Source organism: Microbacterium sp. F2E (assembly GCF_020905435.1).
Taxonomy (GTDB): Bacteria; Actinomycetota; Actinomycetes; order Actinomycetales; family Microbacteriaceae; genus Microbacterium; species Microbacterium lacticum.
In genome coordinates this window covers 272,200-284,796 of sequence record NZ_JAJJIB010000001.1, presented here as the reverse complement: position 1 = coordinate 284,796, position 12,597 = coordinate 272,200, and the positions used below count along the sequence as shown (strand labels likewise).

Here is a 12,597-nt window from a genome sequence, read left to right as displayed (position 1 = left end):
GGCGCGTGAGGCTCGAGCGGGTGGATGCCACCGACGCACGCGCCGTGCTGCGCGGGCTCCGCGGAGCCGTGCTCGGCGCGGGACCGGCGATCGCCTGCGGCGCCCCCGCCGGAACCCTCCCGGACGAGGTGCCGGCGGGCACCGCGGTCGTCGTAACGACGTCGGGCTCGACCGGCTATCCCAAGTCGGTCGCGCTCAGCCGCTCCGCGCTCACCGCGTCGGCGCTCGCGACCGTCGACCGGATCGGCGACGGCGCGTGGCTCCTGGCCCTGCCGGCCGGCTACATCGCCGGGGTGCAGGTGCTCGTGCGCTCGCTCGTCGCCGGGCGTGAGCCGGCGATCCTGGCCGGCTCCTTCTCGGCCCATGCGTTCGCGGCCGCGGCGGCGGCCATGGCCTCCAGCGACGGCGGCGTGCGCGTCCCGACCTACACCTCGCTCGTGCCGGCGCAGCTGCAGACCGTGCTCGACGCGGTCGACGGCGGCGACACCGCCGCCGCGCGGGCACTCGCCGGGTTCGAGGCGATCCTCGTCGGCGGGCAGGCGCTCGCCCCCGCCCTCGCCGAGCGCGCCGCCGCTGCCGGGGCCCGGATCGTCCGCTCGTACGGGTCGAGCGAGACCGCCGGCGGGTGCGTCTACGACGGCGTGCCGCTCGTCGGCGTCGGCGTCCGCATCCAAAACGGCGAGGTGCAGCTGTCGGGGCCGACGCTCGCCGACGGCTACCTCGGCGACCCTGTGCGCACCGCCGCGGCGTTCGAGGTCGACGCCGCGGGTACGCGCTGGTACCGCACCGGCGACCTCGGCGAGTGGGACGGCCGGCGCCTGCGGGTCACCGGCCGGGCCGACAACGTGATCGTCTCGGGGGGTGTCAACGTCTCGCTCGACCGGGTCGAGCGGGCGGTGCGCGCCGTGCCGGGCTTCGAGGGGGCGGTGGTCGTCGCCGTGCCCGACGAGCGGTGGGGCGAGGCATCCGTCGTCGTCTGCGCCGGCGACGCGGCGCGCCACCCGGATGCCACGGCCCGCGTGCGCGCGGCGGTCGAAGCCGCCCTGGGCAAGATCGCCCGCCCGCGCGCCGTGATCGCGGTCGACGCCGTGCCGATGCTGGCGAGCGGCAAGCCCGACCGGGTGGCGCTGCGCGGCCTGCCGGACTGAGCGGATCATGCGCATCGTCATCGCCTCCGACAAGTTCAAGGGCTCGGCCACCGGTGCCGAGGTCGCGACGGCCCTCGCGGCGGGCATCGCCGCGGTGCTGCCGCACGCCGAGGTCGAGGCGGTGCCCGTCGCCGACGGCGGCGAGGGCACGCTGCAGGCCGCGATCGAGGCGGGGTTCGAGCGGCTGACGGTGCGCGCAACCGGCCCCACCGGCGAGCCGGTCGACGCGGCGATCGCGACGCGGGGCGGTGTGGCCATCGTCGAGATGGCGGCGGCAAGCGGGCTCGATCTGCTGCCGGGCGGAGCGCGCGCCGCGCGCACGGCGACCAGCCGCGGCACGGGCGAACTGATCGCCGCGGCCCTCGACCGGGGCGCGACCTCGATCGTGCTCGGGGTCGGCGGCAGCGCGTGCATCGACGGCGGTGCGGGCATGCTGCAGGCGCTCGGCGTGAGGCTGTCGACGGGCGGCGGCCCGGTGGGGCCGGGCGGCGCGGCGCTCGCCGAGCTCGTTGCGGTCGACCTGTCGGGCCTCGACGCGCGCCTCGCGGGAGTCGAGGTGGTGCTCGCGAGCGATGTCGACAACCCGCTCCTCGGCCCGCAGGGAACCGCGGCTGTGTTCGGTCCGCAGAAGGGGGCGGATGTCGATGATGTCGTCGCCCTCGAGCGAGGCCTCGCACGGCTGGCGCACCTCATCGACGCTCATCCGCTCGCCCGCCCCGCGGCGCTCACACCGGGCGCCGGTGCGGCCGGCGGCGTGGGCTACGCCGCCCTCGCCGTGCTGGGCGCGCGGCGCGAGCCGGGCATCGAGGTGGTGCAGCGGCTCACCGGGCTCGCCGAGCGCATCGCCGCGGCAGACCTCGTCGTCACGGGGGAGGAGAGCCTCGACGCGCAGAGCCTCGGCGGCAAGACCCCGCTTGGCATCGCGGCTGCCGCCCGCGCGGCATCCGTTCCGGTGGTCGCCGTGTGCGGCCGGACGACCCTCGAGCCCGCAGCGCTCGCCGCGGCCGGCTTCGCCGCTGTGTATGCGCTCGCCGATCTCGAACCCAATCCGGCCGTGAGCATGGCCGAGGCGCTGCCGCTGCTGCAGCGCGTCGGGCGCCTCATCGCCGAAGACCTCGCCCGGGGTCGCTTCGCGGGAGACGACTCATCCGTCGGATCGGCGGGGCGGGAGTAGCCGGTTGGTGCTCGGGAGGTGACACCTGCACCACCGCTCCGACGGATGGTGGGGGAGCGGGATCGGCATCGGCCCCGGCCCCGGCCCCGGGCAGCGGCGAGGGTGGCAGCCCTGCGGTCCCGACGGGCGGGGAGGCGCCCGTGCTGCCGGTGCGAGCTCATCCGTCGGATCGGTGGGGCGGGAGTAGCCGGTTGGCGCTCGGGAGGTGACACCTGCACCACCGCTCCGACGAATGGTGACGCATCGGCCCAGGCTGGCGGCCCCGGCGCCGCCGCACCCGCCCACGCGGAATAGGATTCTCGGGTGGCAGGCAGCACCCGCAAGAAGAAGCACACCGGACGCCAGAGCGCCGGGGCGCAGAAGCAGAAACCGCACGGCAACCCGCAGCGCGCGCACGTCTCGCGCGACCCCGCGCACGTCGAGCCGGCGACCCTGCGCGACTGGATCGGCGCGGCGCGCCTGCGCACCCTGCCGCTCGCCGTCGCGCCCGTGATCATCGGCACCGGCGCCGCGCTCATCGGGCGAAGCGAGTTCCACTGGGTGATCGCCCTGAGCTGCCTCGTCGTGGCGGTGTCGCTGCAGATCGGCGTCAACTACGCCAACGACTACAGCGACGGCATCCGCGGCACCGACGACGAGCGCGTCGGACCCGCCCGCCTCACCGCCTCGCGCAAGGCGACGCCCCGCACCGTGCTGGCCGTCGCGCTGACCTGGTTCGCCATCGCCGCCGTCACCGGCACCGCGATCGTCGTCCGCACCGGCCACTGGTGGCTGCTCCTCGTCGGGGCGGCGTGCGTGCTCGCCGCCTGGTTCTACACCGGCGGCAAGCGGCCCTACGGCTACGCGGGCCTCGGCGAGCTGTTCGTCTTCGTCTTCTTCGGACTCGTCGCCACGGTCGGCACGACCTACGTGCAGGCGGCCTCCGTGCCGCAGGAGGCCTGGTGGGGCGGCACCGTCGCGGGCCTCCTCGCGTGCGCCGTGCTGCTCGCGAACAACCTCCGCGACATCGACCAGGACCGCCTCGCGGGCAAGAAGACCCTCACCGTGCGCATCGGCAAGCGCGCCACCCAGGTGCTGTACACGGTGCTCGTGGTCGCCGCGTTCCTGATCGTGGCGTTCCTCGCGCAGTTCTACCCGCTCGCGTGGCTCGGCCTTCTCGCCCTCATCCCCGCGGCGTGTGCGATCCTCATCGTCTGGACCTACCGCGCTCCGCGCGAGCTCGTCGTCGCCCTCGGGCTGACGTCGCTGACCTCGCTCGCCGTCGCGGGCTTCCTCTGCTGGGCGTTCGCCGGCTGAGGCATCCGCTTCTCTCAGGCGGCCGGGCTCGACGGCGTCGTCGGGGGCGTGGATGCCTCGTCGTCGCCCGGCTCGTCGGCGGAGATGTCGGTGGCGGCGTCCTCGACCTGCTCGTCGCTGACCCGGCGCGCGCTGCGCTCGCCGCGGCCGGCCGCGAGGTCGGCGGTCATGTCGGCGAGGGGACGGCGCAGGAACAGCGTCGACAGGCTCAGACCGATCAGGGCGGCGAAGATCGCCGACAGCCAGTAGTACTCGCGCATGACGGGGAACAGCATCATGATCCCGAACGGCACCAGAAAGGCCGCCAGGCGCAGCACGGTGTACAGGAGGGCCGAGCGAGCACGCATGGCATCGAGTCTACGTGCGCCCGCGCTGCGCGAGAACGCACGATAGCACCGCTCGCGGGCCTCCGCAGGTGCTGTTGTGCGTTCTCGCGGCGGACGGGCGGCGTCCGTGGCGAGTGCGGCGCGCCTAGGATGGATGCGTGGTGCGCGTGCTTCTGCCGGTGTTGCTGCTGCTGATCGCGTTCTGGGTCTACAGCATCGTCGACTGCGCCCTCCTCTCGCCGACGCGGCACCGCGGGGTGAGCAAGCCGGTGTGGATCCTCATCGTCGTGCTGCTGCCCGTGCTCGGCGGCATCCTCTGGTTCATCGTCGGCCGCGGCCGTCAGCGCACGGCGCCCGTGTCGACCGCCCCCGACGACGATCTCGAGTTCCTCGGCAGCATCGGTTCGATCAGCGATCAGGACGAGCGCATCCGGCGCCTCGAGGCGGAGCTCGCCGCCCTCGACGCCGAGGACGCCGACCCCGATCGGCCGGGGCCGCCGCCCTCGGCCGCCCCCGACGACGACGCCGACGGCCCGTCGCGCGGTGCGCGCGGCTGACATGGCCTCCCGACCCTCCGCGGCGCCGGCGACCGACGCCGCCGCGGCCCTCCTCGGCCGCCTCGTCGAGCTCGGCGTGCGCCACATCGTGGTGAGCCCGGGCTCGCGCTCGCAGGCCCTCGCCCTCGTCGCCGCAGAGCTCGAGGCGCGCGGCGCGGCATCCGTGCACGTCCGCATCGACGAGCGCGTCGCGGGCTTCACCGCGCTCGGCATCGGACGGGAGAGCGGGATGCCCGCGGTCGTGCTGTGCACGTCGGGGACCGCCGTGGCGAACCTCCTCCCCGCGGCGCTCGAGGCGCACCACGCGGGCGTGCCCCTGCTGCTGCTGACCGCCGATCGGCCGCCCGAGTTGCGCGGTGTCGGCGCGAACCAGACCACCCGACAGCCCGGGATGTTCGCCCCGAGCGCGCGGTTCGAGACCGATCTGCCCGTGCCCGACGAGGTCGACGAGGAGGGCACCGGCGAGCAGTCGGCGATGCTCCGCCGCGTCGCCGACGAGGCGATGGCCGCGGCCCTCGGCGCGGGCACCCGCCAGGCCGGGCCCGTGCACCTGAACCTGCCGTACCGCGAGCCCCTCGCGGGGGAGCTGCCCGGCTGGCTCGGGATGCCCACCGTCGAGCTCGCCGCTGCCGCGCCGGGCCCTGATGACGCGCCCGCCGCGCCGGCTCCCGAGCAGGGCCCCTCCGGGGCGCTCTACCAGGGCGGCGGCGGTATCGGCGAGTCCGACCGGCCGAGCGATCCCGACGTCGACCCGCACGTGCTCGAGCGGGGTCCGCGCACCATCGTCGTCGCCGGAGCCGACGCCGGTGCGGGCGCCGAGGCCCTCGCGCACGCCGGCGGCTGGCCGCTCGTGGCCGAGATCGTCTCGGGGGCGCGGTTCGGTCGCAACCTCGTGCACGGCTACCGGACGCTCCTCGCCGACCCCGAGCTCGGCGGGCGCGTCGAGCGGGTGATCGTGTTCGGGCATCCAACGCTCAGTCGTGAAGGGACGGCGCTCCTGTCCCGCCCCGACGTCGAGGTGTTCGCCGTGCGCGGCCCCGGCGAGCCGCTCAACCTCAACGACGCGACGACGGCCGTCGACGCGGTGATCGCCGCGATCGGCGATCAGGACCGGGAGTGGTTCGGGGCATGGATGCGCGCGTCGCGCGCGGCCGCCGTCGACCTCACCCCCGCTGCCCCCGACGCCGACGCCCTGGCATCCACCGTGCCGAGCGAGCGGCTCGGCGCGCTCGCTGCCGAGCTCGACGTGCTGCGTGCGCCGATCGACCGCGCCGCCCTCGTCGACGCGGTGTGGCGGGCGACGTGGCCGCACGACCGGCTGCTGTTCGCGTCGTCGCGGCTCGTGCGGGTGGCCGACCAGCTGCTCGCGGGCAAGAAGGTGCCTGTCCACGCCAACCGCGGCCTCGCCGGCATCGACGGCACGATCGCGACGGGGCTCGGCATCGCCCTGACGAGTCAGGCGGCCGGCGGACCCGGCCTCACGCGGGTCGTGATCGGCGACCTCGCGCTGCTGCACGACGTGGGCGCCCTGCTGCTGCCGGCGGGGGAGCAGGAGCCCCGCATCCAGGTGATCGTCGGTAACGACGGCGGCGGCACGATCTTCGACGGGCTCGAGGTCGCGCAGACGGCGTCGGCGGCGGCGATGGACCGCGTGCTCTACACGCCGCAGAACGTGCGCGTCGACCTGCTGGCTGCGGCCTACGGCTGGGAGTACGTGCGCGCGACGACCCGCACCGAGCTCGATCAGGCGCTCGTCGCCCCGGTCACGGGACGCCAGCTCATCGAGGTGGCACTGGCCCGGTGAGCCCGCCGTCGGCCATCATGGCTGTATGACTGCGAAGAGCCAGATGCACTGGACGGGCGACCCCGCCGACCTGCTGCGCGCGGACGAGGGGTTCCGCCTCGCCGACGTCGCCCCCGACGCCAAGCCGGGCTACACCGAGGGCAAGAAGCGGGGGGCCGAAGACCTCTCCGCCGGCGCCGACGAGCTGGACGAGCTGCAGGAGCGCCTCTACGCCCAATCGCGCGTCGACGACGGCTCGCCCGCGGTGCTCCTCGTGCTGCAGGGGATGGACACCGCCGGCAAGGGCGGCATCGTGCGCCACGTGATCGGCGCGGTCGACCCGCAGGGGGTGTCGCTCGCGGCATTCAAGAAGCCGACCCCCGAAGAGCTCGCGCACGACTTCCTCTGGCGCGTCGAGAAGCGCGTGCCGGAACCGGGGTTCATTGGCGTGTTCGACCGGTCGCACTACGAGGACGTGCTGATCGGGCGCGTGCGCCACCTCGCCGACGACGCCGAGATCGAACGGCGCTACGGCGCGATCGTCGACTTCGAGAAGGGCCTCACCGACCGGGGCATCCGCATCGTCAAGGTCATGCTGCACATCTCGCCCGACGAGCAGAAGGAACGCCTCGGCGAGCGGCTCGACCGCCCCGACAAGTATTGGAAGTACAACCCCGCCGACGTGGACGAGCGGGCGCTGTGGCCGCAGTACATGGATGCCTACCAGACGGTCTTCGAGCGGACGTCGACCCCGAACGCGCCGTGGTACGTCGTGCCGGCGAACGCGAAGTGGTACGCGCGGCTCGCGGTGCAGGCGCTGCTGCTCGACGCGCTCGAGGAGATCGATCCGCAGTGGCCGGCCGCCGACTTCGACGTCGCGCTCGAGAAACGCCGCCTCGCAGCGACCTAGCGCGCCGCATCCGGTCACCGCGCGTGCTGCCCCGTCCCCGCGCTCGCTGCCCGGTCTCCGAACGTGCTGGCCGGTGCCCGAGCGTGCCCGGTCCCCGAGCTTGTCGAGGGGCGTCAGGCGAGCGCGTCGACGATGGGCCGGAACTTCACCCGGGTCTCGAGCAGTTCCGCCTCGGGGTCGCTCCCCGCGACGATTCCCGCGCCGGCGTGCGCCGTGAACGGGATGCCGTTTGCGTTCGCCGCGGCGAGGTCGAACTGCGCTCCGCGCAACGCGATCGCCCACTCGCCGTCGCCGTGCGCGTCGACCCATCCGACCGGCCCCGCATAGCGACCACGGTCGGAGGGCTCGATGCGGGAGATGGCCGCGAGCGCGGCATCCGTCGGTGTTCCCGCCACCGCGGCCGTCGGGTGCAGCACCGCGATGAGGTCGAGCACCGACGTGTCGGCCGTCGTCGTCGCTTCGACGTCGGTCGCGAGGTGCCACACGTTCGGCAGCGCGAGCGTGAACGGCTGCTCGCTCGTCGCGAGGGCCGACGTGTGCGGGGTGAGCGCGTCGACGAGGCTGCGCACGGCGTACCCGTGCTCGTCGAGGTCTTTGACGCTGGATGCCAGGGCGAGCGCCGCCTCGCGATCGGCGTCGGGGTCGGCACCCCGGGCGACGGTGCCGGCGAGCACACGCGCCGTGACGGTGCCGCCCGCGACCGTCACGAGGGTCTCGGGGCTCGCGCCGATGAGCCCGTGCACGGCGTAGACCCACGTGTCGGGGTAGCCCGAGGCGAGCGAGCGCACGAGACGGCGGAGGTCCGACCCGGCGGGCACGGTGCCGGCGAGGTCGCGCGCGAGCACGACCTTGCTGACCTCGCCCGCGGCGATCGCCGCGAGGCCCGCGCGCACGGCGTCTTGATAGCCCTCGGGGATGAGCGCGCCCGGGCCGACCGCCGCCGACCAGTGCGGGCCGAACGGCACGGGGATCGGTTCGGTCGGGTCGGGCGCACCGGCATCCGGCAGCACCCACGTCGCCCACGTGCGATCGCCTGCGTGACCGATCGTGAGCCGCGGCACCGTGAGCACGGCGGGAGATGCCGAGTGCGCGGCGAACGGCAGCGCCCCGAACGCGACGAGGCCCGAGCCGGGCGCCTCGACGTGATCGTCGACGTGCGCGGCGGCGGCGACCTCGCGCCAGCGGTCGGCGAGCGAGGCGGTATCGGTGCCCGCGGCGGTGAGGGTCAGGGCGTCGCCGACGCCGACGAGCCACGCGCCGCGCCGGCTCCAGACGAGCGGATCCGCGGGGTCTGCGTATTCGAGCAGGTCGCCGAGCGGCGCGATCTCGCGGGTCACGACGCGCAGCCCGGTCGTGCTCAGGGTCGGGTCGCTCACACGTTTCAGCCTAATCCGGCGCCCGCGCCGCCCGCTCCGGACCCCGGGATCCCGGGGCGGGGGCCGGGCGGCCGAGCCGTTCGTCCTGCGAAACGGTACGGCGTAGGCTCGCGACATGACCGCCGACGCCGCGACCGCGCCCCACCGCCCCGCCCCCGGCTCGCGGCTCGTCTTCCGCTGGCGCAAGTGGGACGGCTCGCCGCACTGGGAGCACGACTGCGTCTTCCTCGGCAGCGACCGGTGGGGCGACTGGGTGGGTCAGCGCTCGGGCTGGCGCAGCGTGCGGCCCGGACGCGAGGTGACGGCCGACGCCGACAACGTCACGCTCATCGCGCCGTCGGGGGAGTGGGCGGCGACGTTCAACGCCGCTCCCGCCACCTACGCCGTCTACATCGACATCGGCTGGGACGTGCGCTGGCAGGACGGCAGCCCCACCGGTATCGACATGGACCTCGATGTGGTGCGCGCCCGCGACGGTCGCGGCATCTGGATCGACGACCGCGACGAATGGTCCGAGCACCGCGTGCACTACGGCTACCCGCTCGACATCGTCACGCGCCTCGAGCAGGTCGCGCTCGACCTCGAGCGCGAGGTCACGCAAGAGGCGGTGCCGTTCGAGGCCGCGACGGCCGCGCACTGGCTCTCAGAGCTCGACCGGCTCGCCCCGGCCTCCCACTGACACTCGCCTAGGATCGAACGGTGACTCAGCACCGCGCAGACCTCGGCAAGGACCCCTCGCGGGTCAGCGGCATGTTCGACGAGGTGGCGAGCGGCTACGACCGCACCAACACCGTGCTGAGCCTCGGGCAGGACACGCTGTGGCGCGTTGCCACGACCCGCGCCGTCGCGCCGCGCCCCGGTCAGCGCATCCTCGACCTCGCCGCCGGCACCGGGGCGAGCTCGGTGGCCCTCGCCCGGAGCGGCGCGGAGGTCGTCGCGGGCGACTTCTCGCCCGGCATGATCGCCGAGGGGCGCCGCCGGCACGGGCACGTCCCGAACGTCACGTTCGTCGAAGCGGATGCCATGGCACTGCCCTTCGGTGACGGCGAGTTCGACGCGGTCACGATCTCGTTCGGGCTCCGCAACGTCGCCGACCCGCACGCCGCGCTCGCGGAGATGCTGCGCGTGACCGCGCCCGGCGGGCGCATCGTGATATGCGAGTTCTCGCACCCGCAGAACGCCGCGTTCGCGGGCCTCTACGGCTTCTACAACGACCGGGTGCTGCCGCTCGTCGCGAAGGCGGTGAGCTCGAATGCCGACGCGTACGACTACCTCAACGAGTCGATCCGCGACTGGCCCGATCAGAAGACCCTGTCGGGGTGGATGCGCGAGGCCGGGTGGACCGAGGTCGCGCACCGCGACCTCACGTTCGGCATCGTGGCGCTGCACCGCGGCGTCAAGCCGTTCGCGTGAGGCGAGCCGTTCGCGTGCGGGTGCGGGTCGGCGGCGGACCGCGCCCGGGCGGGCCCCGGTAGGCTGGAACCGTGACTGCGAGCCTTCCCGCCTCCGGCGAGCGCCTCTCGGCCCAGCTGGGCCTGACCGAGCGCGTGCTGGCCGGCCCCCGCATGCGCAAGCTGCTGCGGGTCGTCGAAGACGGCCTCGACCGCGTCGAGCAGACCCTCGCGCGCGAGCTGAAGGTCACCGACACCCTCGCCGACGCGACCACCCGCTACCTCTATGAGGCGGGCGGCAAGCGCGTGCGCCCGATGCTGACGCTCCTCACCGCCGAGCTCGGCGAGGGCGCCACCGACGACGTGATCGCCGGCGCCACGGCGCTCGAGATGACCCACCTCGGATCGCTCTACCACGACGACGTCATGGACGGCGCCGACGTCCGCCGCGGGGTGCCGAGCGCGCACGCGGTGTGGGGCAACAACGTCGCGATCCTCACCGGCGACCTCCTCTTCTCCCGGGCCAGCCAGCTGATGGCGCAGATCGGCGAGCGGGCGATCCGCCTGCAGGCCGACACCTTCGAGCGGCTCGTGCTCGGCCAGATGCACGAGACCGTCGGGCCGCAGGCCGGGGAGGACCCGGTGGACTTCTACCTGCAGGTGCTCGCCGACAAGACCGGATCGCTCATCGCGGCATCCGCGCACGCCGGCGCGCTCTTCTCGGATGCCCCGTCGGAGTATCGCCTCCCCGTGCGCCAGTACGGCGAGAAGGTCGGCGTGGCCTTCCAGCTGCTCGACGACGTGATCGATCTGTCTCCCGACGCGGACGAGACCGGCAAGGTGCCCGGCACCGACCTGCGCGCGGGCGTGCCGACCATGCCGTACCTGCTGCTCGGCCGTTCCGGCGACCCCGCCTCCCAGGCGCTCAAGGCGACGATCGACGATGGCGTCCTCCGCATCGCCGACGGCGCCGACCCGGCGATCCTCGACGACGCGATCACCGCGCTGCGCGAGCACCCCGCGACCGAGGCCACCCGGCAGCAGGCGTACGAGTGGGCGGATGCCGCGGTCGAAGCCATCGACCCGCTGCCGGCCGGCGTCGTGCGCGACGCGCTGGTGAAGCTCTCGCACGTCATCGTCGACCGCTCCCACTGATCGCGTGTCGGCGCGGGCCGCTCCGCTCGCGCGTCACGACCGGATGAACACGAAGGAAAACACCCCATGACCAAGCTGAGGCTGGCCATCGTCGGCGCGGGCCCCGCCGGCATCTACGCGGCGGACATCCTGCTGAAGGCCGAGCGCAAGTTCGACGTCTCGATCGACCTGTTCGACCACCTGCCCGCGCCGTACGGCCTCGTCCGCTACGGGGTAGCTCCCGACCACCCGCGCATCAAGGGCATCATCACGGCGCTGCGCGACGTGCTCGACCGCGGGGACATCCGCATCTTCGGCAACGTGCGCTTCGGCGAGGACCTCACCCTCGAGGACCTCAAGCAGCACTACAACGCCGTCATCTTCGCGACCGGCGCGATCCGCGACGCCGACCTCGACATCCCCGGCGTCGACGCGACCGGCTCGTACGGCGCCGCGAACTTCGTCAGCTGGTACGACGGCCACCCCGACTTCCCGCGCGAATGGCCGCTCGATGCGGCCTCGGTGGGCGTCGTCGGCGTCGGCAACGTCGCCCTCGACGTGGCCCGCGTGCTCGCGAAGCACGCCGAAGACCTGCTGCCCACCGAGATTCCGGCGAACGTGCAGGCGGGGCTCGAGGCATCCGCTGTCACCGATGTGCACGTGTTCGGCCGTCGCGGCCCGGCGCAGGTGAAGTTCACGCCGCTCGAGCTGCGGGAGCTCGGTGAGCTGCGCGACGTCGACATGATCGTCTACGACGAAGACTTCGACTACGACGAGGCCTCGCGCGAGGCCATCGCGAGCAACAAGCAGGTGATGGTCATCGACCGTGTGCTGCAGTCGTGGCGGCAGCGCCCGGGCGTCAACGACTACGCCGGTGCCGACGCCGAGACCCCGCGCGCGTCGCGGCGCCTGCACCTGCACTTCTGGGCCAAGCCCGTCGAGGTGAAGACCGAAGACGGGCGCGTGAGCGCGCTCGTCTACGAGCGCACACGCCCCGACGGCGAGGGCGGCGTGGTCGGCACCGGCGAGCTGCGCGAGGTTCCGCTGCAGCAGCTGTACCGGGCCGTCGGCTACTTCGGGTCGCCCCTGCCCGGCGTGCCCTTCGACAAGAAGCACGGCGTGATCCCGAACCACGAGGGTCAGGTCCTGCGCAAGGACTCGAACGAGCGCGTGCCGGGCGTCTACGCGACCGGCTGGATCAAGCGCGGCCCGGTGGGGCTCATCGGCCACACGAAGTCGGATGCCATGGAGACGGTCAGCCACCTGATCAACGACCAGGGTTCGTGGTGGACCCCGGCCGACCCGTCGCCCGAGGCGATTCCGGCGCTTCTCGCCGAGCGCGGCGTGGCCTGGACCGACCTCGACGGCTGGCACCGCCTCGACGAACACGAGATCGCCCTCGGCGCTCCCCAAGAGCGCGCGCGCATCAAGGTCGTCGACCGCGACGAGATGGTGCGAGTCTCGCGCGGGGAGTGAACGCGACAGCGCTCGCGCGCCGGTGC

At 73.9% G+C, this 12,597-nt stretch carries 12 protein-coding genes; 10 read left to right on the top strand and 2 right to left on the bottom strand.

Annotation, left to right across the window (positions count from 1 at the left end; genetic code table 11):
• Positions 1 to 5: 5 nt before the first annotated feature.
• The 3 genes from LOK55_RS01375 (at position 6) to LOK55_RS01365 (ending at position 3,618) form a co-directional block, all read left to right on the top strand.
• The gene (locus tag LOK55_RS01375) at positions 6 to 1,148 is read left to right on the top strand and encodes an AMP-binding protein (RefSeq protein ID WP_229933921.1); all 1,143 of its coding nucleotides are present in this window, start codon (positions 6 to 8) and stop codon (positions 1,146 to 1,148) included.
• 7 nt (positions 1,149 to 1,155) lie between these two features.
• Complete coding sequence (locus LOK55_RS01370; RefSeq protein ID WP_229933920.1) at positions 1,156 to 2,322, top strand: glycerate kinase; 1,167 nt, start codon at positions 1,156 to 1,158, stop codon at positions 2,320 to 2,322.
• Between the two features lie 303 nt (positions 2,323 to 2,625).
• Positions 2,626 to 3,618 (top strand): 1,4-dihydroxy-2-naphthoate polyprenyltransferase, encoded by a 993-nt coding sequence (locus LOK55_RS01365; RefSeq protein WP_229933919.1) that lies wholly within the window; start codon positions 2,626 to 2,628, stop codon positions 3,616 to 3,618.
• 14 nt (positions 3,619 to 3,632) lie between these two features.
• Here LOK55_RS01365 and LOK55_RS01360 read toward each other — a convergent pair whose 3' ends face one another.
• The gene (locus tag LOK55_RS01360) at positions 3,633 to 3,965 is read right to left on the bottom strand and encodes a DUF4229 domain-containing protein (protein ID WP_141379940.1); all 333 of its coding nucleotides are present in this window, start codon (positions 3,963 to 3,965) and stop codon (positions 3,633 to 3,635) included.
• Positions 3,966 to 4,102: 137 nt separating this feature from the next.
• Between LOK55_RS01360 and LOK55_RS01355 the strand changes: the two genes are divergently transcribed.
• Genes LOK55_RS01355 through LOK55_RS01345 form a run of 3 tightly spaced genes read left to right on the top strand, consistent with a single transcriptional unit; the run spans position 4,103 to position 7,194 of the window.
• Positions 4,103 to 4,501, top strand: a complete 399-nt coding sequence (locus LOK55_RS01355) for a PLD nuclease N-terminal domain-containing protein (RefSeq protein WP_229933918.1) — start codon at positions 4,103 to 4,105, stop codon at positions 4,499 to 4,501.
• A gap of 1 nt (position 4,502) precedes the next feature.
• A complete protein-coding gene (menD, locus tag LOK55_RS01350) occupies positions 4,503 to 6,305 on the top strand; it encodes a 2-succinyl-5-enolpyruvyl-6-hydroxy-3-cyclohexene-1-carboxylic-acid synthase (protein ID WP_229933917.1) in 1,803 nt (600 codons plus the stop codon).
• 25 nt (positions 6,306 to 6,330) lie between these two features.
• Positions 6,331 to 7,194, top strand: a complete 864-nt coding sequence (locus LOK55_RS01345; RefSeq protein WP_229933916.1) for a polyphosphate kinase 2 family protein — start codon at positions 6,331 to 6,333, stop codon at positions 7,192 to 7,194.
• 113 nt (positions 7,195 to 7,307) lie between these two features.
• On the opposite strand, the gene LOK55_RS01340 is transcribed toward LOK55_RS01345, so the two are convergent.
• Complete coding sequence (locus tag LOK55_RS01340) at positions 7,308 to 8,570, bottom strand: isochorismate synthase MenF (protein ID WP_229933915.1); 1,263 nt, start codon at positions 8,568 to 8,570, stop codon at positions 7,308 to 7,310.
• Positions 8,571 to 8,685: 115 nt separating this feature from the next.
• Here LOK55_RS01340 and LOK55_RS01335 point away from each other — a divergent pair, with 115 nt between their 5' ends.
• From LOK55_RS01335 to LOK55_RS01320, 4 genes are all read left to right on the top strand, one after another.
• Positions 8,686 to 9,249, top strand: a complete 564-nt coding sequence (locus LOK55_RS01335) for a DUF402 domain-containing protein (protein ID WP_229933914.1) — start codon at positions 8,686 to 8,688, stop codon at positions 9,247 to 9,249.
• A 71-nt stretch (positions 9,250 to 9,320) separates the two neighbouring features.
• Complete coding sequence (locus LOK55_RS01330) at positions 9,321 to 9,983, top strand: class I SAM-dependent methyltransferase (RefSeq protein WP_374107601.1); 663 nt, start codon at positions 9,321 to 9,323, stop codon at positions 9,981 to 9,983.
• 71 nt (positions 9,984 to 10,054) lie between these two features.
• Complete coding sequence (locus LOK55_RS01325) at positions 10,055 to 11,116, top strand: polyprenyl synthetase family protein (protein WP_229933912.1); 1,062 nt, start codon at positions 10,055 to 10,057, stop codon at positions 11,114 to 11,116.
• Positions 11,117 to 11,182: 66 nt separating this feature from the next.
• Entirely contained in the window at positions 11,183 to 12,571 is a 1,389-nt protein-coding gene (locus LOK55_RS01320) for an FAD-dependent oxidoreductase (RefSeq protein WP_229933911.1), read from the top strand.
• Positions 12,572 to 12,597 lie beyond the last annotated feature (26 nt).